General features: G+C 73.0%; 20 protein-coding genes. 6 read left to right on the top strand and 14 right to left on the bottom strand.

The window, feature by feature from the left end; translation table 11 throughout:
* Window positions 1–187 precede the first annotated feature (187 nt).
* Genes ACZ5WK_RS04675 through ACZ5WK_RS04660 form a run of 4 tightly spaced genes read right to left on the bottom strand, consistent with a single transcriptional unit; the run spans window position 188 to window position 4,153 of the window.
* A complete protein-coding gene (locus ACZ5WK_RS04675) occupies window positions 188–1,294 on the bottom strand; it encodes an ROK family glucokinase (RefSeq protein WP_465544900.1) in 1,107 nt (368 codons plus the stop codon).
* A complete protein-coding gene (locus ACZ5WK_RS04670; protein WP_465544898.1) occupies window positions 1,291–2,100 on the bottom strand; it encodes an ATP-binding cassette domain-containing protein in 810 nt (269 codons plus the stop codon). Before ACZ5WK_RS04670 ends, ACZ5WK_RS04675 begins: the two co-directional genes overlap by 4 nt.
* Window positions 2,097–3,128, bottom strand: coding sequence for an ABC transporter permease (locus tag ACZ5WK_RS04665; protein WP_465544896.1), 1,032 nt, complete (start codon window positions 3,126–3,128; stop codon window positions 2,097–2,099). The genes ACZ5WK_RS04670 and ACZ5WK_RS04665 overlap by 4 nt, the downstream gene beginning before the upstream one ends.
* Window positions 3,125–4,153 (bottom strand): sugar ABC transporter substrate-binding protein, encoded by a 1,029-nt coding sequence (locus ACZ5WK_RS04660; protein WP_465544894.1) that lies wholly within the window; start codon window positions 4,151–4,153, stop codon window positions 3,125–3,127. Before ACZ5WK_RS04660 ends, ACZ5WK_RS04665 begins: the two co-directional genes overlap by 4 nt.
* Window positions 4,154–4,511: 358 nt before the next feature.
* Here ACZ5WK_RS04660 and ACZ5WK_RS04655 point away from each other — a divergent pair, with 358 nt between their 5' ends.
* Window positions 4,512–5,621, top strand: a complete 1,110-nt coding sequence (locus ACZ5WK_RS04655; protein ID WP_465544892.1) for an alpha/beta hydrolase — start codon at window positions 4,512–4,514, stop codon at window positions 5,619–5,621.
* Window positions 5,622–5,688: 67 nt separating this feature from the next.
* On the opposite strand, the gene ACZ5WK_RS04650 is transcribed toward ACZ5WK_RS04655, so the two are convergent.
* The gene (locus ACZ5WK_RS04650) at window positions 5,689–7,281 is read right to left on the bottom strand and encodes a PucR family transcriptional regulator (RefSeq protein ID WP_396319976.1); all 1,593 of its coding nucleotides are present in this window, start codon (window positions 7,279–7,281) and stop codon (window positions 5,689–5,691) included.
* 423 nt (window positions 7,282–7,704) lie between these two features.
* Between ACZ5WK_RS04650 and ACZ5WK_RS04645 the strand changes: the two genes are divergently transcribed.
* From ACZ5WK_RS04645 to ACZ5WK_RS04625, 5 genes are all read left to right on the top strand, one after another.
* The gene (locus tag ACZ5WK_RS04645) at window positions 7,705–8,592 is read left to right on the top strand and encodes an FAD binding domain-containing protein (protein WP_465544889.1); all 888 of its coding nucleotides are present in this window, start codon (window positions 7,705–7,707) and stop codon (window positions 8,590–8,592) included.
* On the top strand, window positions 8,589–9,077 hold the full coding sequence (locus ACZ5WK_RS04640) for a (2Fe-2S)-binding protein (protein ID WP_396319974.1): 489 nt from the start codon (window positions 8,589–8,591) through the stop codon (window positions 9,075–9,077). Before ACZ5WK_RS04645 ends, ACZ5WK_RS04640 begins: the two co-directional genes overlap by 4 nt.
* Window positions 9,078–9,150: 73 nt before the next feature.
* Window positions 9,151–11,523, top strand: a complete 2,373-nt coding sequence (gene pucD / locus ACZ5WK_RS04635) for a xanthine dehydrogenase subunit D (RefSeq protein ID WP_465544887.1) — start codon at window positions 9,151–9,153, stop codon at window positions 11,521–11,523.
* A gap of 320 nt (window positions 11,524–11,843) precedes the next feature.
* A complete protein-coding gene (locus ACZ5WK_RS04630) occupies window positions 11,844–13,325 on the top strand; it encodes an NCS2 family permease (protein ID WP_465544885.1) in 1,482 nt (493 codons plus the stop codon).
* 80 nt (window positions 13,326–13,405) lie between these two features.
* Window positions 13,406–14,707: an XdhC family protein gene (locus tag ACZ5WK_RS04625; protein ID WP_465544883.1), complete on the top strand. Its 1,302-nt coding sequence runs from the start codon at window positions 13,406–13,408 to the stop codon at window positions 14,705–14,707.
* A gap of 57 nt (window positions 14,708–14,764) precedes the next feature.
* Here the strand turns inward: ACZ5WK_RS04625 and ACZ5WK_RS04620 are convergent, their stop codons facing one another.
* From ACZ5WK_RS04620 to ACZ5WK_RS04580, 9 genes are all read right to left on the bottom strand, one after another.
* A complete protein-coding gene (locus ACZ5WK_RS04620; protein ID WP_465544881.1) occupies window positions 14,765–15,058 on the bottom strand; it encodes a hypothetical protein in 294 nt (97 codons plus the stop codon).
* A gap of 223 nt (window positions 15,059–15,281) precedes the next feature.
* Entirely contained in the window at window positions 15,282–15,902 is a 621-nt protein-coding gene (locus tag ACZ5WK_RS04615) for a LysE family translocator (RefSeq protein WP_465544879.1), read from the bottom strand.
* A gap of 30 nt (window positions 15,903–15,932) precedes the next feature.
* Complete coding sequence (locus tag ACZ5WK_RS04610) at window positions 15,933–16,136, bottom strand: cold-shock protein (protein ID WP_465544877.1); 204 nt, start codon at window positions 16,134–16,136, stop codon at window positions 15,933–15,935.
* Between the two features lie 128 nt (window positions 16,137–16,264).
* Window positions 16,265–17,179 carry an SDR family oxidoreductase gene (locus ACZ5WK_RS04605; RefSeq protein ID WP_465544875.1) on the bottom strand — a complete coding sequence of 305 codons (915 nt, stop codon included), beginning with the start codon at window positions 17,177–17,179 and terminating at the stop codon, window positions 16,265–16,267.
* Between the two features lie 198 nt (window positions 17,180–17,377).
* Window positions 17,378–18,064: a hypothetical protein gene (locus tag ACZ5WK_RS04600; RefSeq protein WP_465544873.1), complete on the bottom strand. Its 687-nt coding sequence runs from the start codon at window positions 18,062–18,064 to the stop codon at window positions 17,378–17,380.
* A 103-nt stretch (window positions 18,065–18,167) separates the two neighbouring features.
* Window positions 18,168–19,889 carry an SDR family oxidoreductase gene (locus tag ACZ5WK_RS04595; protein WP_465544871.1) on the bottom strand — a complete coding sequence of 574 codons (1,722 nt, stop codon included), beginning with the start codon at window positions 19,887–19,889 and terminating at the stop codon, window positions 18,168–18,170.
* Window positions 19,886–20,827 carry a M24 family metallopeptidase gene (locus ACZ5WK_RS04590; RefSeq protein WP_465544869.1) on the bottom strand — a complete coding sequence of 314 codons (942 nt, stop codon included), beginning with the start codon at window positions 20,825–20,827 and terminating at the stop codon, window positions 19,886–19,888. The genes ACZ5WK_RS04595 and ACZ5WK_RS04590 overlap by 4 nt, the downstream gene beginning before the upstream one ends.
* Window positions 20,828–20,837: 10 nt before the next feature.
* Window positions 20,838–21,926, bottom strand: a complete 1,089-nt coding sequence (locus tag ACZ5WK_RS04585) for a PDR/VanB family oxidoreductase (protein ID WP_465544867.1) — start codon at window positions 21,924–21,926, stop codon at window positions 20,838–20,840.
* Between the two features lie 64 nt (window positions 21,927–21,990).
* Window positions 21,991–22,905 (bottom strand): metal-dependent hydrolase, encoded by a 915-nt coding sequence (locus ACZ5WK_RS04580; RefSeq protein ID WP_465544865.1) that lies wholly within the window; start codon window positions 22,903–22,905, stop codon window positions 21,991–21,993.
* Window positions 22,906–23,327 lie beyond the last annotated feature (422 nt).

The raw sequence follows: 23,327 nt of genomic DNA, 5'->3' as shown, positions 1-23,327 counted from the left end.
GGAAAGGCCTCCCGAGTCGACGTCAACTCCGTTGTTTCACAGGAGCCATGGCCCCGACAACAGGGCCGCACGGCTACCAACGGGTAGTTGACACCTCGGGCACCCGCGCACGGGGAGGCCGGACCGGCCGGCCTCCCCGTGCGCGGGCCCGGGCGCCGGGCGCCGGGCGGGAACGGTCGGACGCGCCCTACGGCACCGAGCGCTCCACCCGGCGCCGCTTGATGGTGCGGAAGCGGCGGGCGACCTGACGGGCGAGGTCGGCGGCGCCGACCAGGCCGGCCTCGTTGCCGAGGGCGGCGTGGACGATGGCCGCCTCGGGGCGGAAGCCGCGGCCGGTGAGGGTGCGGCGGAAGGCGGCGCGGGCGGGGGCGAGGAGGAGGTCGCCGGCCTCGGAGACGCCTCCGCCGATGACGAAGCGGCCCGGGTCGAGGGCGGCGGCCAGATTGGCGATGCCGACGCCGAGCCAGGTGCCGACCTCGTAGAGGAGTTCGGTGGCGGTCGGGTCGCCGGCCCGGGCGGCCTCGGTGACCAGCGGGCCGGTGATGCCCTCGACGGCGCCGCCGGCCCGGGCCAGCAGCGGCTGGACCACCGGGGACTCCTCGGCGACCAGTTCGCGGGCGTCGCGGACCAGGGCGTTGCCGGAGGAGTACTGCTCCCAGCAGCCCCGGTTGCCGCACGGGCAGCGGTGGCCGCCGGGCACCACCTGCATGTGCCCGAACTCGCCCGCCAGCCCGTACTTTCCGCGGTCGACGTAGCCGTCGCGGACGACGGCGCCGCCGATGCCGGTGCCGAGGGTGAGCATCACCATGTGGTCCTCGCCGCGCCCGGCACCGAAGCGCCACTCTGCCCAGGCGGCGGCGTTGGCGTCGTTCTCGACGATCACCGGGAACCGCAGCCGCTCGCTGAGCGCCTCCTGGAGCGGCTCGTTGCGCCAGTTGAGGTGCGGGGCGAAGAGCACCTTGGAGCGGTCCGCGTCGACCCAGCCGGCCGCGCCGATGCCGACCGCGTGGACGTCGTGCCGGTCGGCGAGCCGGAGCACCAGCTCGACGATGACGTCCTCGACGATCTTGGCGCTCTTGCTCTTGTCGGGGGTGTCGGTGCGCAGCTTCTCCAGCACCTTGCCCTCGCCGTCCACCACGCCCGCGACGACCTTGGTGCCGCCGATGTCGACGCCGATGGTGGGCAGCCGCAGGAGGCCTGCGGGCAGGGCGCGGCGGCGGCGCTCGGCGCGCGGGCCGAGGCCGAGCAGGGTGGGCAGGACCGGCGGCCGGGTGGCGGCGTTGGGGCTGGTCACGGCTGCGGGCGCTCCTCTGGGGTGTCGTCGGACTGCGGTCGGGCGAGCTCGTGCGAGAGTTCGGCGAGGTCGGAGCCGCCGGCCATCTCGGTGGTGAGCTGTTCGAGGCCGATCTCGGCCCGGGGGTGGCTGCCGGCCATCCGGCCCCGCCGGAGCAGGGTGAAGTGGTCGCCGACCAGGTACGCGTGGTGCGGGTTGTGGGTGATCAGGACGACCCCGAGGCCGGCGTCGCGGGCGGCGGTGACGTACTTGAGCACCACGCCGGACTGCTTGACGCCGAGCGCGGCGGTCGGCTCGTCCAGGATCAGCGCCTCGGCGCCGAAGTGCACGGCGCGGGCGATGGCCACGCACTGGCGCTGGCCGCCGGAGAGGGTGCCGATGGGCCGGTCGACGTCGTGCAGGTCGATGCCCATCCTGGCGAGCGCCTCGCGGGTGGTGGCGCGCATCCCGTCGGCGTCCAGCCGCAGGCCGCCCCAGCGCTTGTACCCCTGCTCGGAGCCGAGGAAGAAGTTCCGCCAGACCGGCATCAGCGGGACCACGGCGAGGTCCTGGTAGACGGTGGCGATGCCGCGGTCGAGGGCCTGGCGCGGGGAGTCCAGGCGGACCTCCTCGCCGCCGATGGTGTAGGTGCCCTCGTCGTGCCGGTGCAGCCCGGCGATGATCTTGATCAGGGTGGACTTGCCGGCGCCGTTGTCGCCGAGCACGCAGCTGATCTCGCCGGCCCGCAGGGTGAGCGAGACGTCCTCCAGTGCGCGGACCGTGCCGTACGTCTTGCCGACGCCGACGAGTGAGAGCAGTTCGGTCATCGCGGTCCCCTCTCGGCGCGGCGCTTGACCCAGGAGTTGAGCAGGGCGGCCAGCAGCAGCATCGCGCCCAGGAAGAACTTGAACCAGTCGGGGTTCCACTGGGCGTAGATGATGCCCTTGCTGACCATGCCGAAGATCAGCGCGCCGAGCGCGGAGCCGGCCACCGAGCCGTAGCCGCCGGTGATCAGGCAGCCGCCGATGACGGCCGCCACGATGTAGATCAGCTCGTTGCCGACGCCCTCGCCGGACTGCACGGTGTCGAAGGAGAAGAGCAGGTGCTGGCCGAGGACCCAGGCGCAGAAGCCGACGCCGAGGTAGAGCACGGTCTTGGTCCGGGCGACCGGCACACCGACCGCGCGGGCCGCGGCCGCGTCGCCGCCGACCGCGAAGATCCAGTTGCCGAAGCGGGTGCGCAGCAGCACCCAGCTGCCGATCACCAGCAGGCCGAGCCACCACCAGACGGTGGCCTTGATCGTCAGCCCGCCGACGGTGACCTCGGAGGCGAACAGCCAGCGGCAGGAGGCGAAGCCCTCCATGTCGGAGATCGGCTTGGTGGAGACGGTGCCGGAGATCAGCTTGGTGACGCCGAGGTTGGCGCCGGTGAGCATCAGGAAGGTGCCGAGGGTGACGATGAAGCTGGGCAGCTTCGTCCGGCTGAGCATCCAGCCGTTGAAGCCGCCGACGGACAGCGTGACCGCGAGCGAGACCACCACCCCGACCCAGGTCACGGCGGTGAGCTGGTAGCTGACCATGGACGAGGTGAGCGCGGCGGTGGTGACCAGCACGCCGGCCGAGAGGTCGAACTCGCCGCCGATCATCAGCAGCGAGACCGGTACGGCCATGATTCCGATGGTCGACGCCGCGTAGAGCACGGTGCCCAGCGAGGAGACCCGCAGAAAGGGTTCGGCAACGGCGGCGAAGACCAGGAAGACGGCGGCGGCGGCGATCAGCGCGCCCAGTTCGGGCCGGGCGAGCAGCCGCCGCAGCGCCGCCGGGCGGTCCTGGGCGAGCAGGTCCGTGGTGCTCAACGCGTCCCCCTCGCGACGTACTCGGCGAGCGCGTCGGCGTTGTCCTTGGTGAGGATCTGCGGGCCGGTCAGCACCGGCTTGCCACCGCCGAGCATGTCGAGGTTGGAGCGGTAGAGCCAGAGCAGGTCGACGCCCTCGTACCCCTGGAGGTACGGCTGCTGGTCGACGGCGAAGCCGACGCTGCCGGACTTCAGCCCGGCGACCACCTGCGTGCCCAGGTCGAAGGTGTCCAGCTCGACGGTGCGGCGGGCGTCCTGGATGGCCTGGAGGCCGGTGGCGGCCATCGGGCCGGAGAGGGTCAGCACGGTGTCGATGGCCGGGTCGGCCTGGAGCTTGGCGGCGACGGCGGCCCGGGCGTCGGGCATGTTGACGCCGTCCACGTAGAGCACCTGGAAGGCGCCGCCGGCCAGTCCAGCGCCAGACCGGGCGCCGGAGCAGCGCTGCTCCTGGCCGACGTTGCCCTGCTCGTGGATCACGCAGAGCACGTTCTTGCGCCCGCGGGCGGCCAGCTCGGCGCCGGCGGCCTGGCCGGCGGTGGACTCGTCCTGGCCGATGTGGGTGAGCGCGCCGAACCTGGCGGAGTACTCCTGGCCCGAGTTGATGGTGATCACCGGGATGCCGGCGGCCTTGGCCTTGCCGAGGACGTCGCCGAGCGCGTCGCCCTTGGCGAGCGTAACCAGCAGGCCGTCGACCTTCTGGTCGATGGCGGCCTGGACGAGCTGGACCTGGTTCTGGGTCTGCGCGTCGTTGGAGTACAGGAAGGTGATGTTGTCCTTGGCCGCAGCCTGCTCGGCACCCTTGCGCACGGTGTCCCAGAAGGCGTCGCCGGCGCCCGCGTGGGTCACCATGGCGACCTTCCAGCGCGGGGTCGTGACGGCGCCGCCGGCGGCGGCCGAGGCCTTGGCTCTGGCCTGCTCGGCGCGGAGGCCTCCGGTACTGCTGCATCCGGCGACGGCCGCGAGCAGGGCCAGGGCGGCGCAGACGGGCCAGATCCGGCGGGATGCGCGAAAACGGGTTGTGCTCATGACCATAGTCTCGCTGCCCGCTCGTGGGGCGATTGCACCGCCTCGCCCGCCGGCCGGCTCCGTACGGGCGGTATCGTGCCCTGGTGGGGGGCGATCCTGGGAGTCGGCTGGGCGCATCGTCCGGGCGCGGGCCGTCAGGGTGGCAGACTAGGGCGGACCTGAAAAGGGATCATCACTGAAACGTGATGTTCCTCTCAGGTTCCGCACAGATTCGGATGGCAACCGATCCCCGTTCCAGGCCGTCCGATGCCATTGGAGCGAGTTCCGGGCGAGTGGGGCCCGGGACGGCTTTGAACCCGGATACGAGAACTTGATGCAACTGACAGGCACGCCATTCTTCCTCTGCACGGTCATTCTCGTGCCGATCTCCATCGCAGCGGCCCTGCTGCTCTGGGGCAAGGTGCGCGGACCCCGGCCGCTGCAGATCCTGTCCCGGCTGGCGATGATCGTCTTCTGCCAGGTCACGGCCGTGCTGATGGTTTTCGTCATGGTCAACAACGCCAACCTGATCTACGGCAGCTGGGACGACCTGCTCGGCACCGGCAAGCACGTCCGGGCGGTGCCCTCGGTGCCGCCGGCCGACCCGGGCACCGGCGGCACGGCCGGCCAGGCCGGTGGCCAGGCGGGCAGCGGGGACGCCAAGCAGCCGCCCAAGGTGACGCAGCAGTTCCGGGGCGTGGACGACCCGAAGGTACCGAACGACGTCCAGAAGACCGACCTCAAGGGCCAGCTGTCCGGCGTCGACGGCGAGGTGCTGGTCTGGCTGCCGCCGCAGTACCACGACCCCGCGTTCAAGGACAAGAAGTTCCCGGTCGTCGAGCTGATCCCGGGCTTCCCGGGCTCCTCCTCCACCTGGTACGGCACGCTCAAGGTCTCCGAGCAGCTCAAGCCGCTGATGCAGCAGGGCAAGGTCGCCCCGTTCATCCTCGTCTCCCCGCGCACCCTGCTGCTGGGCAACAGCACCGACGCCGGCTGCACCGACGTGCCCGGCAAGGTCAACGCGGACACCTGGCTGACCCGGGACGTCCCGCAGATGGTGCTGGACAACTTCCGTGCCGACGCGGCCCCGGACCGCTGGGCGGTCGCCGGGTACTCGGCCGGCGCCCACTGCGCCACCAAGCTCGCCCTCGCCCACCCCAACCGCTACCGGGCCGGCGTCAGCCTCTCCGGCTACAACGACCCCGCGACCGAGAAGGACTCGCTGGTCGGCAAGGACCAGAAGCTGCGCGAGGCGAACAACCCGGTCAACATCGTCAAGAACGCCGCCCAGCCGCCGAAGGTGGCGCTCTACATCTCCGGCAACAAGGGCGACGGCTACGAGGACGGCCAGGCCATCGCCGCGGTCGCGAAGGCGCCGACCACCGTGCAGGTCCAGGAGACCACCGGGCCGCACTCCAGCGACGTCTGGAAGAACATGGTGCCGGGCGTCTTCGAGTGGATCACCGGTCTGATCCCCGCCCAGCCCTGACGGAGTGTGACGAAGGGCCCGCCGCGATCGTCAGCGGCGGGCCCTTCGGCGTCAACGCCCCACGGGATCAGGCCAGTTCGAGGGCCAGGTAGAAGTCCACCCGGTCCTCCAGCCGGGAGAGGTCCCGGCCGGTCAGCTCCTCGATCCGGCCGATCCGGTAGCGCAGCGTGTTGACGTGGACGTGCAGTTGGGCCGCGCACCTCGTCCACGAGCCGTCCGAACGCAGGAACGCCTCCAGGGTGCGGACGAGGTCCGCCTGGTGCTCGATGTCGTAGGCGATCACCTTGTCCAGCAGCCGGCTGCGGAACGCCCGGCGGACCTCGTCCGGGACGGCGGCCAGCAGCAGCACGTGCGAGGCCAGCTCCTCCGGACCCGCCACACAGACCCGGCCGACCCGGGCGGCGGCGATCCGGCGGGCGTGCCGGGCCTCCTCCAGGGCGCCGCGCAGACCGCCCGCCTCGGAGGCGGGGGCGGAGACGCCGAGGGTGATCCGGCCCTCCGAGCCGAGGCCGGCCTCCAGCGGGGAGAGCAGCTCGCGCAGCGTGTCGGCGGGCACCGTGCTGTCCAGCGCGGGCAGCACCACGACGGCGCCGGTGCCGGCCCCCGCGATCAGCGCGCGGTCGGTCGTCCCGCCCAGCGCCTCCTCCAGGACGGACCGCACCGTCCCCTCCGGCAGGCCCGTCCCCTCGGCACTGAGCACCAGCCAGGAGCCGTCCTGCGCCTGGGGCTTGGGCTCGGCGTTCTCGTAGCGGGCGGCCATCGCCGAGGAGGCGTACAGGGTGCGGCTGATCTCGGCCGGGTCGGCGTCGCGCTGGAGCAGGGTGAGCACCTCGTCGGCGAGGCGGCGGCGCAGCCGGCGGCCCTCGTCACGGCGCTGCCGCTCGGCGGCGACCAGCCGGGCCAGGTTCTCGGCGAGCTGCTGGCGCTTGCCGGTCCACTCGGTGACGTCGCCGGCCACCGCGAGCATCCAGTCGGCGAGCGGGGACTCGGCGTCGGGGGTGGCGGAGGCGGGCAGCAGCGAGTAGGAGCCGGTGAGCAGCCGGGCCCGGTGCGGAGGACGGCGGCGCTGGCGCTGGGCCCCGAGGTGGGCGCGGACCAGCTGGTCGCGGTCCTCGGCGGAGAGCCGGTCGGCCGGGCCGGCGATCACCGCGCCGGTGGGGGTGAGCACCCAGCAGTCGAGGTCGAGGTCGCCGCCGAGCAGGTCGAGGACGGCGTCCAGGCCGCCGCCGCCGGCCGCGGAGACCAGCAGGCGGTGCCGGTCGACCAGGGCCGCGAGGTCGGCGGCGCGGTCGGCGGAGACCTGCCGGCCGATGAACTCGGTGACGGTGCCGAAAGCGATGTCGTCGGGTACCGCCAACAGGGGCATGCGGTGGCGCCGGCAGGCCTCGACGAGGTCCTCGGGGACGGGGCCGACCTCGGCCTCCCCGGCCGCGAGGGCGACCGCGCCGCCGGCCACGATGGTCCGCACGAACCGCTCGGAGTCGGCCGGCCCGGTGCGCCAGAGCATGCCGGTGAGCACCAGCTCGCCGCCGTGCAGGTAGCGGCCGGGGTCGTGCAGGTCCGTGGTCATGACGCCGCTGACCTGGCGGTCCAGCTCTTCCTCGGCCGCGAGCAGGCGCAGTCGCGGGGCTCCGGGGGCGAGCAGGTCACGGACACGCATCCGGGACTCCTATCGGGCTGGGGGTGAGGTGGTGGGGGCCCGAGCGCTCGGGCCGGGGAGACAGTGTGCCCGAACATCTGTGCTCGGCGTTACGTACCGACCGGCGCCGGGATCACGGGGCCGTAGCTTGGAAATCACGGCCGGATTACGGTCGTAGGTAGCACCCGGTGAACGGCTGGGCTGCGAGATTGTCCGCCTTAGAGGAACGTACAGGATGCCGGGCGGGACCACAGCCGGGGCTTCATGCCATCGGTGACTGCCAGTGGGCCCCGTCACAGAGGTTCACTGGCCACACGCCGCCGGACACATCCCGGTGACCAGGATCCGACGCCGAGGCAACGAAGCGGTTTGCGAGGTCCGAACACCGAGTTCCGGGCACTGTGCCCACCCGTCCGGCCGGCGACGACTTGAGGAGACACCCGCATGGAGTTCCTTCGGCCCGCTACCTGGGACGAGGCACTCGCGGCGAAGGCTGAGTACCCGACCGCGCTGCCCATCTCGGGCGGTACGGACGTCATGGTCGAGATGAACTTCGACGTGCACCGGCCATCCGCGATTCTCGACCTGAACCGCATCACCGAGCTCACCGAATGGTCGAACGACGGCGACGTCGTCAAGCTCGGCGCCTCGGTCCCCTACACCCGGATCATCGACGAGCTGTCCGGGCCGCTGCCCGGCCTGGCCCTGGCGGCCCACACCGTCGGCTCGCCGCAGATCCGCAACCGCGGCGGCGTCGGCGGCAACCTCGGCGGTGCCTCCCCGGCCGGTGACGCGCACCCCGCGCTGCTGGCGGCCGGCCGCGACGTGTTCGTCGAGGCGGCCTCGGTGCGCGGTACCCGGCTGATCCCGATCGACGAGTTCTACGTCGGCGTGAAGCGCAACAGCCTGGAGTCCGACGAGCTGATCCGGGCCGTGCACATCCCCGTCGCGGACGGCCCCCAGCAGTTCTCCAAGATCGGCACCCGCAACGCCATGGTGATCGCGGTCTGCGCCTTCGGTTTCGCCCTTCACCCGAAGAACGGCACCGTCGGCACCGGTATCGGTTCGGCTGCCCCCACGCCGCGCCGCGCCGTGGAGGCCGAGGAGTACCTGCAGGGTGTGCTCGCCGAGCGCGGTCTCTGGGAGTCCGGCGACCTGCTGGGCGCCGAGGTGATCCAGCAGTTCGGCGAGCTGGTGAAGGCGGCGGCCTCGCCCATCGACGACGTCCGCGGCACCGCCGACTACCGGCGCCACTCGCTGGCCGTGATGGCCCGCCGCACCCTCACCTGGTGTTGGAACGACTACAGCAAGCAGATCAGGAGCGCGGCATGAGGGTCACTTTCACCGCCAACGGCAAGCCGGTCGAGGCCGACGACGTGTGGGAGGGCGAGAGCCTGCTCTACGTGCTGCGCGAGCGGGTCGGCCTCCCGGGCTCGAAGAACGCCTGTGAGCAGGGCGAGTGCGGCTCCTGCACGGTCTACCTCGACGGGGTTCCGGTCTGTTCCTGTCTGGTCGCCGCCGGCCAGGTGCAGGACCGCGAGGTCCGCACCGTCGAGGGCCTGACCGACGAGAACGGCGAGCTGGGCCTGGTCCAGCAGGCGTTCATCGACGCCGGGGCCGTCCAGTGCGGCTTCTGCACCCCCGGCCTGCTGGTGCAGACCGACGCCCTGCTGGAGAACGACGCCCAGCCGAGCGACAACGACATCCGCGAGGCGCTGTCGGGCAACCTCTGCCGCTGCACGGGCTACGAGAAGATCATGGACGCGGTGCGGCTGGCTTCCGCCCGCAAGTGCGCCGGTAAGGGGACTTCCGCATGAGCGAGCGACGCGAGCGAATCATGAAGGGCGGCGCGCTGTGCGAAGCGCCCGCCGAGCGCAGCGAGGTGGCCGCATGAGCACTCGTACCATCCAGGGGCAGAAGAACCTCCAGAACATCAACCAGGCGTCCAAGGACGGCATCGGCGGCTCGCCGCTGCGCCCGGACGGCAATCTGAAGGTCAGGGGCGAGTTCGCGTACTCGTCCGACATGTGGCACGAGGACATGCTCTGGGGTATGGCGCTGCGCTCGCCGCACCCCCGCGCCAACCTCCTCTCGGTCGACATCTCCGAGGCGCTCAAGGTGCCGGGCGTGTACGCCGTCCTCACCCACGCCGACATCCCGGGCTCGAAGTACTACGGCCTGGAGATCCAGGACCAGCCGGCCCTGGCCATCGACAAGGTCCGCTGCCACGGTGAGGCGATCGCGCTGGTCGCGGCCGACCACCCGGAGACGGCCCGCCGCGCGGTGAAGAAGATCAAGGTCGAGTACGAGGTGCTCACCCCGATCACCACCGAGGAGCAGTGCCTCGACCCCGAGACCCACGGCTACGTGCACGAGCCGCACGAGTACAAGTCGCACGGGTACGGCAACATCTGCCACGAGCAGAAGCTGGTCTCCGGTCTCGGCGTGACCGACGAGGTGCGGGCGATGGCGGACGTCATCGTCAAGGGCACCTACGAGGTCGGCATGCAGGACCAGGCCTTCCTCGGCCCGGAGTCCGGCCTGGCCGTGCCGGCCGAGGACGGTGGCATCGACCTCTACATCGCCACCCAGTGGCTGCACGTGGACCGCCAGCAGATGGCCCCCGTGCTGGGCCTGCCGGAGGACAAGGTCCGCCTCACGCTGGCCGGCGTCGGCGGCGCCTTCGGCGGCCGCGAGGACCTCTCGATGCAGATCCACGCCTGCCTGCTCGCCCAGCACACGGGCAAGCCGGTCAAGATCGTCTACTCCCGTGACGAGTCCTTCTTCGGCCACGTGCACCGCCACCCGGCGAGGATGACCTACGAGCACGGCGCCACCCGCGACGGCAAGCTGGTCTTCGCCGACGCCCGGATCGTGCTGGACGGCGGCGCCTACGCCTCCGCCTCGCCCGCCGTGGTCGGAAACGCCGCCTCGCTCGGACACGGCCCGTACGTGATCCCGAACGTCAAGATGCACGCCATCGCGCTGTACAGCAACAACCCGTCCTGCGGCGCGATGCGCGGCTTCGGCGCCGTCCAGGCCGCGTTCGGCTACGAGACGCAGATGGACCGCCTCGCCGCCGAGCTGGGCATGGACCCGGTCGAGCTGCGCCAGCTGAACGCGATGGCCGAGGGCGACCACATGCCCACCGGCCAGCAGATCGACTCGCCGGCCCCGGTCGCCGACCTGCTCCAGCGGGTCAAGGACATGCCGCTCCCGCCGCCGCTGGACACGGAGCACCTGGACGTCCGGCAGATCCCCGGCGCACTGTCCAACACCTCGCACGGCGAGGGCATCGTGCGCGGCGTCGGCTACTCGGTCGGCATCAAGAACGTCGGCTTCTCCGAGGGCTTCGACGACTACTCCACCGCCCGGGTCCGCCTGGAGGTCATCGGCGGCGAGCCGGTCGCCATGGTGCACACCGCGATGGCCGAGGTCGGCCAGGGCGGCGTCACCGTGCACGCCCAGATCGCCCGCACCGAGCTCGGCGTCGAGCAGGTCACCATCCACCCGGCCAACACCGAGGTCGGATCCGCCGGTTCGACCTCCGCGTCGCGCCAGACCTACATGACCGGCGGCGCCGTGAAGCTGGCGGCCGAGGCGGTCAAGCAGGCGCTGATCGAGAAGGGCCGGCGGCGCTACGGCTGGTCCCAGAACGACCTGTCGCTGGTCGGCGGCAAGGTCGTCTCCGAGTCGGCCGGCCCGCTGGTCTCCATGGTGGACCTGCTCGGCGACGAGGCGATCGACCTCACCCGCGAGCACCACCACCGCCCGACCGTCCCCTTCGACAAGGAGACCGGGCAGGGCTTCGGCCACGTCCAGTACACCTTCTGCGCCAACCGCGCGGTGGTCGACGTGGACGTCGAGCTGGGCCTCGTGAAGGTGGTCGAGCTGACCGCCGTCCAGGACGTCGGCAAGGCGCTCAACCCGCTCTCCGTCGTCGGGCAGATCCAGGGCGGCTGCACCCAGGCGCTCGGCCTGGCCGTGATGGAGGAGATCGTGGTCAAGGACGGGAAGGTGCGCAACGCCTCCTTCACCGACTACCTGATCCCCACCATCCTGGACACCCCGCCGATCCCGGTGGAGATCCTCGAACTGCCCGACCCCAACGCCCCGTACGGGCTGCGCGGGGTCGGCGAGGCCCCGACCGTGTCGGCGACGCCGTCGATCGTGGCCGCCATCCGCAACGCCACCGGCCTGGCGCTCGACCGGATCCCCGTCCGGCCCGAGCACCTGACCACCGAGATCCCCGGCTCCCTCTAGCCCCGGATCTCCGCACACCTCCCCGGGGCGGCGACAGTCTTCCCCGCCGCCCCGGGGCAGCACCACCCGAGCAGTGAAGAGCACCACCGATGCACCACCGGAAGCAACGCGAACGCACCATCCCGCTGCCTCTCCCACGCCGGGGTTCCGCAGCGGTGCGCACCACCTTCCCCCAGCCTTCGGCAGGGGGTGCCCCCCAGCACCGCAGCACTGCCACAGAGTGCGCCCAGTGAGTCGAATCGTCCCCCTCTGCCAACATCGTTGACTGGCTGTCAGGTCGGCTCGCCCACCCCAACCCCCTTTGACACTTGGGAGTGGACATGACCAGGATCCCCACGGAGCCCGGCACCACTGAAGACAGACCCGCCGAGGACGAGACCCCCACGTCGGTCCCGGCACCGCAGCCGAAGAACGCCCTCGACGCGTACTTCAAGATCTCCGCCCGAGGCTCGACCATCGGCAACGAGATCCGCGGCGGCCTCACCACCTTCATGGCGATGGCCTACATCGTGCTGCTCAACCCGATCATCCTGAGCGGCGCCGACGTCAACGGTCTCAAGCTGGACCACGCGCAGCTCACCACCGCGACGGCGCTCGCCGCCGCGGTCACCACGATCCTGATGGGCGTGGTGGGCAACGTCCCCCTCGCGGTCGCCGCCGGCCTCTCCGTCTCCGGCGTGATATCCGCGCTGGTCGTGCCGCACACCACCTGGCCCCAGGCCATGGGTCTCTGCGTGGTCTACGGCCTGCTGATCGTGCTCCTGGTCGTGTCCGGGCTGCGCGAGAAGATCATGAACGGCATCCCACTGCCGCTCAAGCACGCCATCACCATCGGCATCGGCCTCTTCGTGGCGCTGATCGGCCTGGTCAAGGCCGGCTTCGTGCACACCGGCGGTCCCACCCCGCTCGCGCTCGGCCCCTTCGGTGAACTGGCCGGCTGGCCCGTGCTGGTCTTCTGCCTCACCGTGCTGACGATCTTCGTGCTGCTGGCCCGCAACGTCCGCGGCGCCATCCTGATCGGCATCGCCGGCGGCACCGTGCTGGCCTTCGTCATCAACGCGGTCGCCGACCTCCCGGCGAAGACCTGGGTCAGCTCCGCCCCGGTGTGGCCCGGCAGCCCGGTCTCCTCCCCCGACTTCAGCCTCTTCGGCGACGTCGACGTGTTCGGCGCCTTCGGCGGCAAGGGCCTCGGCGCGATCAGCGCCTCGGTCGCGGTCTTCACCCTCGTGCTGGCCGGCTTCTTCGACGCGATGGCGACCATCATCGGCGTCGGCACCGAGGCGGGCCTGGCCGACAACAAGGGCCGGATGCCCGGTCTCTCCAAGGCCCTGTTCATCGACGGCGCAGGCGGCGCCATCGGCGGCCTGTCGGGAGCGTCCGGCCAGACCGTGTTCGTCGAGTCGGCCACCGGTGTCGGTGACGGCGCCCGCACCGGCCTCGCCTCGACGGTCACCGGCGGCGTGTTCGCCCTCATGCTCTTCTTCTCGCCCCTCGCGGCGATCGTCCCGACCGAGGTCGCCTCCGCCGCCCTCGTCGTCATCGGCTCGATGATGATGAGCCAGGCCCGGCACATCGACTGGTCGGACCGCGAGGTCGCCATCCCGGCCTTCCTCACCTGCACCCTGATGCCGTTCACCTACAGCATCACGGCGGGTGTCGCCGCGGGCGTCATCTCCTACACGGTCATCAAGGCGGGCACCGGCAAGTGGCGCGAGCCCGGCCCGCTGATGTGGATCCTGACCGTGGTCTTCGTGATCTACTTCGCGCTCACCCCGATCAAGTCCTGGCTGGGCGTCCACTAGCAGCACCGCCGCCGTACGGGAATCGTTTCCCGTACGGCGGCACCTCCCGTTCCCCCGCACCCCGTAAGGAGCTCCCCGACATGCAGGACATCGCCGAGCAGCTGCAGGCCTGGCACGCGTCCGGGCGCTCCTTCGCCGTGGCCACCGTGGTCGGGGTCTCCGGCAGCGCCCCGCGCGACCCGGGCGCCGCGCTCGCCGTCGACGCGGCCGGCGAGGCGGTCGGCAGCGTCTCCGGCGGCTGCGTCGAGGGCGCGGTGTACGAGCTCTGCCAGGCTGCCATCGAGTCCGGCGAACCGGTCCTGGAACGTTTCGGCTACAGCGACGAGGACGCCTTCGCCGTCGGCCTGACCTGCGGCGGCATCCTGGACGTCTTCGTGCAGCCGGTCGTCCCCGGCGCCGACCCGGCGCTCGACGCCGGCATCACCTACATCGCCTCCGGCACCCCCGTCGCGCTCGCCCGGGTCATCGCCGGCCCCGGCGGACTGGTCGGCTCCACCGTCGCCGTCACCGCCGACACCCACCACGGCGCCCTCTCCCCCTCGCCGACGACCGCCCTCGCGTCGCCCGCCACCGGCCTTCCGGCGACGCTCCCCCGGACTCCGGCCGGCGAGACCCCCGTCGCGCGGCGCCTGCTTGTCGGGCTGGAGCACGCCATCGTCGCCGAGGCGCGGGCCATGCTGGACGCCGGGCGCACCGGCCGGGTCGTGCTCGGCCCGGACGGCCGCCCCTGTGACGAGCGGGAACAGGGCACCGTCACCTTCTTCGTCGAGGCCTACGTGCCCGCGCCGCGGATGCTGGTCTTCGGCGCCATCGACTTCGCCGCCGCCGTGGTGCGGATCGGCAGGTTCCTCGGCTACCACGTCACCGTCTGCGACGCCCGCCCGGTCTTCGCCACCGAGCGGCGCTTCCCCGAGGCCGACCAGGTCGTCGTCGACTGGCCGCACCGCTACCTGGACTCGCAGCTCGACAGGATCGACGGCCGTACGGTGCTCTGCGTGCTCACCCACGACGCCAAGTTCGACATCCCGCTGCTGGAGCGCGCCCTGCGGCTGCCCGTCGGCTACATCGGCGCGATGGGCTCGCGCCGCACCCACCGCGACCGCGAGGCCCGGCTGCGCGAGGTCGGCCTCACCGAGGCGGAGATCGGCCGGCTCCGCTCGCCCATCGGCCTGGACCTCGGCGCCCGCACACCCGAGGAGACCGCCGTCTCGGTCGCCGCGGAGATCGTCGCCCACCGGCGCGGCGGCAGCTGCCTGCCGCTGAGCGCCGGCAACGGGCCGATCCACCACGACCTGGCCCGCGCCGAGGACGATCCGGCGGACGCCCGCGAGGGCGCTCCCGCGGAGCGGAGCACCGAGACCCCGCAGCCGCACGCGGCCTGAGCGCCGGGCCGGCCGCACGGCCCGGGGCGCGGTTCCGGGCGCGGTACCGGGCCCGGCTCAGCTCACCACGTTGTAGGCCTCGCAGATCAGCGGCGGGGTGGTCGGGATGCCGACCTCCTGCAGGATCGGCATCAGCACCGCCGCGAAGTGCTCGAACGCCTCCCGGGACTCCCAGGCGTCCGTGACGTGCCACCCGCCGTCCGGCGTCGGGCCCGTCGCGTGCAGCAGCAGCCCGCGCACCGGCCAGTCGGACGGCTTGTTCAGCCCGGCGCCGCCGGTCAGCCGGTCCGTCGCCTCGTCGTACTGGGCCCGGGTGACGCCGGGAAACTCGAACGTCGCGATGATCGCCATGGGGGTGCTCCTGCCTGGTGGGCTCCGGGGTGGGGGTTTGCCGTCTCCCATGCAGCCCCCGCCGCGCCCCCGCGTCCATCCCGGCGCCACCAGCCGGGTGACGTCGCGGGGCCGGAGGCGGGCCGGACTCGGGACCCGCCCGGCGGACTCGCCGTGCGCCGGGGGGAGGCCGCGCCGAGGAGAGCGCACCGCCGGGCCCGGGGCGCCGAGTGTCCTGTCCGCCCTAGTTCGAGGCCGCCAGCTTCAGCCCGAAGCCGATCACCACCGCACCGGTCACCCGGTCCAGCAGCCGGTGCGCGGCCGGCCGGCGCAGCCAGCCGCGCACCGCCTGGGCGAAGCCCACCAGCACCGCCGACCAGAGCAGTCCCTCCACGACGTGCACGCAGGTCAGCGCCACGCCGGCGGCGAAGTGCGGCGCACCCGCCGGGATGAACTGCGGCAGCACCGCCACGTAGAAGACGCCGACCTTGGGGTTGAGCAGGTTGGTCAGCGTGCCGCGCCGCCAGCCGTGCGCCAGGCCCCCGTCCGCGAGCCCCTCCTCCGGCTCGGCCGCGCCGCCGCGGTTGCGCAGCATGGCGACGCCCATCCAGACCAGGTAGGCGGCCCCGCCCCAGCGCAGGACGTCGTACGCGAGCCGGGAGGCGGTCAGCAGGGCCGTCACGCCGGCCGAGGTCAGCGTGCCCCAGAGCAGCGTGCCGGTCTGGATGCCGAGCACCACGCCCCACGCCTGCCGTCGGTGCCCGAGCGCCGAGGTGCGCAGGATCAGCGCGGTGTCGAGCCCGGGCGTGAGGGTGAGCAGCCCCACGACGAGGGCGAAGGACCACAGGGCGGTCGTCATCTCCATGGGGCCTGATCGTAGGCGGCCGGACCGCTCCTACAACCGGCGGACCCGCTCGGCGACCGGGCGGCCCTCCTGCTCCGTCGGGTCGAACTCCACCCGCTGGCCCTCGGTGAGCGCCCGGTCCCCCTCCGCCACGATCGAGTCGAAGTAGACGTACAGCGCGGGCCCTTCCTCGTCGGGCGTGATCAGGCCGTAGCCGTGGTCGGCGTGGTAGGACTGCACGGTGCCGGTGGCCATGGGTGTGCTCCTTCGGTCGGCGGGTGGGGGTGTCCCCGGTTTCCACCCATCGTCACCGCCGGGCCGCCTCGCCGCACGCCGCGTTCACCGCACGCCCCCGGCACCGGTGCCGTGGCGCCGCCCGCCGCTCAGCGGTAGCCGGACGGGTCCAACGGGCCGTCCGCCTGCTCGGCGTCCACCAGGTAGCTCCAGGCGTCCGGGCGGCTGCCGTCCAGGTCGGTGAAGCCGTACTCCTTCGCCAGGGCGCCGCTGGAGAGCGAGGTGCCGTTGAAACGCGCCACCTGCGGATCGGTGGCCAGCGCGACCACCGCGCGGCCGACGTACGCGGGCGACTCCGAGATGGCGAAGTCCGGCTGTTTCCCGGTCGCCTCGCGCCAGGTCTCCTCGGTGACGCCGAAGTGCTCCAGCATCATCTCCGAACGCAGCCAGCCGGGGGTGAGCGCCACCGCCGTCGCCCCGCGCGGGCCGAGCTCGTGCCCCAGGGCGAAGGCCATCCGCAGCACCGAGGACTTGGCGAGGTCGTAGAAGAGGGAGTTCCGGTAGCGGGTCGCGTTGTACTCGGCGGTGCCGTCGGTCATCTCCACCACCAGCCCGCCCGGCCGGCGCAGCAGCAGCGGCAGCAGGTGGTGGTTGGTGATCGCGTGCGTCTCGACGGCCAGGCGCAGCAGGCGCAGCCCGTTGTCCAGGTCGTGCTCCCAGACCGGGCGCTCCCACTCGAAGAGCTGCTCGCCGCCCCAGATGTCGTTCACCAGGATGTCCAGCCCGCCGTGGCCGGCCTCGATCCGCTTCGCCACGGCCGCCACCTCGGCGGGCACCAGGTGGTCGGCCCGCACCGCGATGCCCTGCCCGCCGGCCGCCGTCACCAGCGCCGCCGTCTCCTCCAGCGTCTCCGCCCGCCCGTACTCCGACCGGCGACCCCCGGCGCTGCGGCCCGTCCCGTACACCGTCGCGCCCGCGGCCCCCAGCTGGACCGCGATCCCCCGCCCGGCGCCCCGGGTCGCCCCGGCGACCAGTGCGACCTTGCCCTTGAGCGGCTGCTCCATGCGCGTGCCTTCCCTCGTGGCTGCCCGTCTCCTGCGGCGACGCCGACGCCCCGGTGAGGAGCGCGGCGTCGACGTCATTCACGGTACGAGGCGGGAGGGCGTTCCCCAACTGCGAGGGCCGGTGAGGTCGGGTCCGGGTGGAGTCGACCTCACCGGCCCCGGGGCACGCGCCGTCAGGTCAGGCCGTGGGCGGGCGCCTCACTGGCAGCCGTGCTGCCAGTTCCAGCCGATGAAGGTGTGCTTCAGCTGCACGTCGAAGGTGCAGCTGCTGGTGAGGTCCGGGTTCAGCGTCAGGTACGTGTGGTGGGTGTTGCCGTACCAGCCACCGGTGACGTCGAAGATGCCCTTGTAGCCGAAGTCGGCGTGCGCCTGGGAGTTGACGACGGCGCAGTCGGTGGTGCAGTCGTCGCTGCTGGTGGCGGACTTCACCGACCAGCCGGCGTCCCACGGCTCGCGGTTGAACTCCTGGCGCGCCACGGTGGTGGCGCTGGTGACGCGACCGTCGGCGGTGTTCCAGTCGGACGTGGTGTACAGCCCGGTCATCCGGATGTTGCAGCAGTCGAACATCTGGTTCCAGCTGCTGATCTGCCGCTTGCCCGTGGTGGCGCCGGCGGCGGCCGCGGCCTTCACGGACTTCGCGGCGGGGGTGGTGGTGGCCGGGACGTACGTCACCGGGCCCTCCTGCGGCTTGCAGTCCTCGCCGATCGTCACCGTCTGCTGGACCGCGAGGCCGGCGGGCGGCACCGGCAGCGATCCGGAGAGCGTGACGCCCTCGCACGACCTGGCGTTCGTCGTCTCGGCGGCGGGTGCGGCGGAGGCCCCCGGAGCCACCGCCAGGACCAGGCCCGCCGCGGAGAGCGCAGCGGAAACCAGACGCTTGTTCACTTGATCTGTCCCCTCGTCATGATCTTCGCCGGAGCCTAACGACGCCCGGCCGGGGCCTGGCGTCGCGCGGGGGATGTTGGCAGGAACCTGCCGCCGGCCGGCCTCAGGTGACGTTGAGGCGGGCGGCGAGGCGCAGGAGGCCCGGGGAGAGGCGGCTGAGCAGGCGGGCGGCCTTGGCCTCGGGAGTCACCGGGACGACGGGCTTTCCGGTGCGGACGGCGTGCAGGATCGCGGCGGCGACCTTCTCGGGCGGGAAGCCGCGACGGGCGTAGAGCCTGGCGGCACGGGCCTGCTTGGCGGCCTGCTGGGCGGCGCCGGTCGCGGAGAAGGTGGAGGTGCGGGTGATGTTGGTGTTGACGATGCCGGGGCAGATGGTGGAGACGCCGATGCCGTGGCCGGCCAGCTCGGCGCGCAGGCAGTCGGAGAGCATGAAGACGGCGGCCTTGCTGGTGGCGTAGGCGGTGAGCGCCTTGGACGGCAGGTAGGCGGCGGCCGAGGCGAGGTTGACGATGTGGCCGCCGGCGCCGCGGTCGGCCATCAGGGTGCCGAACGCGCGGCAGCCGTGGATGACACCCCAGAGGTTGACGTCCAGGACGCGCTGCCACTCCTTCTCGGTGGTCTGCAGGAACGTCCCGGAGTGGCCGATGCCCGCGTTGTTGACCACCACGTCGGGGACGCCGTGGTCCTCGGCGACCTGCTGGGCGAAGGCGTCCACGGCGGCGCCGTCGCTGACGTCCACCCGGTAGGCGTGGGCCGGCGGGCCGATCAGGGAGGCCAGTTCGGCGGTGCGGCGGGCCGCGTCCGGGTCGAGGTCGCAGACGACGACGCGGGCGCCGTCCTCGGCGAAGGCCAGCGCGGTGGCGCGGCCGATGCCGCTGCCGCCACCGGTGACCACCACCAGCCGGCCGAGACCGGCCCGGTCGGCGCTCTGCCCGGCGTCGACGGCGGTGGTGAACTCACGGACCATGCCGGCCACGGCGGATCCCTTCTCCAGCAGGGCGGACCAGTGGGTGGCGTGCAGCGAGCGGCGGGTCAGCCTGGGCACCCAGCGCTCCAGGCCCTCGGAGAGGAACTCGCCGACGTAGTGGTCCTTGGTCAGGGTGATCAGCTGGACCGGCACCTCGGTGGGCCGCTCGCGCGGGCTGCGCAGGGTGGGCCGCATGTTGGCGCGGTACAGCTCGATGCCGCGCACCGCGTCCCGCCGCAGGGTGGGCTGGGGGTGACCGGGCCGCGGGGTGACCTCCTCCAGGTCGCGCAGCACCCGGCCCCAGGCGCGGGCCAGGCCGAGCCGCCAGATGCCGGGGGCGAGGTAGGGCAGGTGGAAGGCGGTGATGTACCAGGAGTGGACGCCCTGGGAGAGCAGCTGCTTCAGGTGGCGCGGGGTGGGGCGGCGGTAGCGGTCGCGCAGCCAGTACCCCATGTGGTCGAGGCAGGGCCCGGACATGGTGGTGTAGGAGGCGATCCGCTGCTCGGCGCCGGGCGAGGTGACGGCCTCCCAGGACTGCAGCGAGCCCCAGTCGTGGGCGACCACGTGCACCGGGCGGTCCGGGCTGACGGCGTCGGCGACCGCGAACAGGTCGGCGGCGAGCTGCTCCAGCCGGTACCCCTCGCGGGAGGCCGGGGCACCGGACTCCCCGGCGCCGCGCACGTCGTAGCGGACGACGTGGTGGTCACGGGCGAGGTCGGCGGCGACGTCGTCCCAGACCACGTGGGTGTCCGGGTAGCCGTGCACCAGCAGGACGGTGGGCGCGTCCGGGTCGCCGTCCTCGAAGACGGCGAGCGGCAGCCCGCCGGAGTGGACGGTCCGGCGGCGGGTGGTCGTCATCGGGTCGCCTCCTGGGCGGTCTTGGGCGCACCGGCCGCGGTCTCGGTCCCGGCCGGCGCGACGGTCCGGGCCGACGCGGTCCCGGAGGCGGCCGCCGTGCTCTCGCTCCCGGCCGCCGCCGTCCAGCGGCGGACGTGCGGCAGGTCGTCGTCGAGCCAGTACGCGTCGTCCTCGGTGACCACGAGCAGCTCCTCGAACTTGATGCCCACCTCGCGGAACCCGATGTGCGGCTCCACCGCCCACAGGCCCGGGGTCGGCGCGTGCCGGGACGCCCGGCCGTCCGCCCAGAGCGGCGAACGGCCGTGCAGGCGCTCACTGATCAGCTCACGGCCGAGCGTCTGGAGTGTACGCACCCCGAAGCCGAAGAGGTTGACCCCGGCCGGGCCGCGGGCGGTCGTCCGGGTCACCTGGTGGCCGATCACCCGGCCCGGGTAGACCTGGTGGCGGTTGTCGTAGCCGTGCGCGGCGATCTGCGCGTCCACCGCCGCGTACACCTCGTCGAGCGGTTTGCGGGCGCGGACCTCGGCGAGGATCAGCTCGCGGTAGACCCGCAGGTCGGCGGCGAGCCGGTCCCAGACCGGGTTCTCGCCGACCTTGCCGCCGTAGCCGATGTCGGCGGTGTAGCCGTCCACGACGGGCGCGCAGTCCAGGACGTACGGCATGCCCTCCTCCAGCCGGCGGCCGCCGGCGAAGAACTGCAGCGGCGTGTGGAAGTGCCGGAACGCCGTCCGGTCGCCGAACCAGGCGAACGGGACGTGGAAGAAGTCCTGCACCCCGGCGGCGACCAGGCAGCGGCGCAGCTCGGCGGTGGCCTGCCGCTCGGTGACGCCCGGTTCGATCCAGGCGGCGACCTGTTCGGCGCAGTGGTAGGCGAGTTGCTGGGTCTCCCGGAACCGGGCGAGGTCGTGCTCGGTGAACGGGAAGGCGGGCTGGGCCATCGAGGGCTCCTTAGACGTCGAGCACGAGGGTCTCGCCCTCGGCGGCCCGGGAGACGCAGGGCAGCAGGGCGCCGGCGGCGCGCTGCCCGGGGGTGAGACGGCGGTCGCGGTGGTCGGGGGTGCCGGACAGCAGCCGGACCTCGCAGGTGCCGCAGAACCCCTGGTGGCAGGAGTAGGGAAGGTCGGGCCGGGCCTCGCGGAGCACGTCCAGGGCGGACCGGTCGGCGGGGACGTCGAGCACCGGGCCGTCCGTGCCGAGCCGGAGGGTGAACGGCTCGCCGCCGGTGACCGGCGCGGCGCCGAACCGCTCGAAGTGCAGGGCGGCGGAGGGCGATCCGTCCAGTGCCCGCTGGACGGCGGCCAGCATCGGGGCCGGGCCGCAGCAGTAGACGGCGGCACCGCGCGGGGCGTACGCGAGCAGCTCGGCGCCGGTCGGCACGCCTCCGTGCACGTCGTCGGTACGCAGGTGCACCCGGTCGGGGGCGAGGGCGCGCAGCTCGTCCGTGTACGGGAGGGTGCCGGCGGTGCGGCCGACGTGGACGAGCTGCCAGTCCAGGCCGTGGCGCTGCGCCTCGCGGGCCATCGGGAGCAGCGGGGTGACGCCGATGCCGCCGGCCAGCAGCAGGAGGGCGGGCTCGGCGCAGAAGGCGAAGCCGTTGCGCGGGCGGCGGGCGGTGAGGCGGGTGCCGGGGTGCAGGGTGTCGTGGACCTCCACCGAGCCGCCGCCGCCCTCGGGCAGCCGGCGGACGGCGATCCGGTAGGCGGTGCGGTCGGCGGGGTCCCCGCAGAGGGAGTAGTGGCGCTCGCGGCCGGAGGGGAGCGCCAGCCGCAGGTGCGCTCCGGGCTGCCAGGCGGGGAGCGGGCCGCCGGAGGGGTCGGCGAGGCTCAACTCGACGGCGTCGGCGGCGACCTGGCGGCGGGCGGTGACGACAAGTTGCAGCGGCGGGGTGGGGCGGCTGGGCGGGCGGCGGGGGCTGCGGCGCAGCAGCGGCGAGCCGAGCGCGGGGCTGTAGCGGTCGCCGAAGGCGGTGAGGCGCCGCATGAACCGGTCGGCGCGGGGGCGGCCGTAGAGGTCGGGGGGCGGGTTGTGCAGGTCCATCCGGCGGGTCCTTCGGTCCTTGGGGCCTTGGCGGCGGGAGGGCGGCGGCGACGGCTGCCGGTCGTCAGCCGGCGGCGGCCGCGCGGGCGGCCGGGGAGGTGGCGAGGTAGCCGAGCGCCTGGCTGGAGGAGCCCTCCTGGGTCGGGTGGTAGCCGGGCCGCAGGTAACGCAGGCCGGAGCGGACCGACTTGACCGGATCGGGCAACAGCCCGCGCTTGGCGATCCGGCCGGCCTCGCGCCAGCTGGGCCGCAGCCGGCCGTCCAGGGTCGGGTCGGCGGCCAGCAGGAAGCGGGCGCCGCGCACCCAGAGGTGGACCAGCAGCGGGCCGGAGACCGCCATGCCGCGGATCCGCCGCAGGTAGCCCGGGTCGAGGTGGACCATCAGGTCGAAGGCGACGCTGCGGTGCTCGACCTCCTCCGCGCCGTGCCAGCGCAGCAGGTCCAGCATGGTCGGGTCGGCCTTGGCACGGTCCAGGCCCGGGGAGTTGAGCGCCCAGTTGCCGAGGAAGGCGGTGAAGTGCTCGATGGCCGCGACGAACGCGACCCGCTCGATGATGTTCTCGCGCCGCCGGGCGGGCGACAGTCCGGGCTTGTCGCCGAGCACGCGCCGGAACAGCCAGGAGACCTGCCGGACGTACGGGCGCGGGTCGAGGCCCTGGCCGAGCAGGTGGTCCAGCACCTCCTGGTGCGCCTCGGCGTGGATCGCCTCCTGCCCGATGAAGCCGAGCACCTCCTCGCGCAGCCGCTCGTCCCTGATCAGCGGCAGCGCCTCCTTGAACACCTTGACGAACCAGCGCTCGCCCTCGGGGAGGAGGAGGTGGAGGACGTTGACGATGTGCGTGGCCATCGGCTCGTCCGGGATCCAGTGCAGCGGCAGCCCGGCCCAGTCGAAGCGGACGTCGCGGGGCTCCAGGACGAGGCTGTCGTGCACGCGAGGGGCGGGGGCGGCGACGGCGGGGACGGGGGTGGCGCTGGGCATGGGAGGGCCCTCCTGACCTGCGGGTGGCGGCTCGGCTCCAGAGCAACTTACCCATGGGTACAGCAGGCCACAATGGTTTCGACCAACCTTATCGACAGCACGTCTAATAAGCCCGCGCCGACGACTCCCCCGACGCGTCGGACCGGGCCGCACACCCCTGCCACCGGACCTCCGGCGTCGAGGTCCGCGGCCGAATGCCGGACGCCGGCCCGCCGGCCCCGCGCCGTCGTCGATGTGCCGACGTATCGACACCAAGCGGTCGCGACCCCCGCCGCCCGGGCGGGAGCCGCGACCGTCCACACCGTGCCACCACAGCCCGGTGCTGTCAGCACCTGCCGGAAAGGCCCGCCGACCCACCCCGAGTGCGGTCGGCGTGCCGCCGGCGCTGCGAATGGCCCGGGCAGCCCGATTGGATGCGAGCC

The sequence above is a fragment of the Kitasatospora sp. NPDC032757 genome, from assembly GCF_055579305.1.
This window is presented reverse-complemented; position numbering and strand designations above follow the sequence as displayed.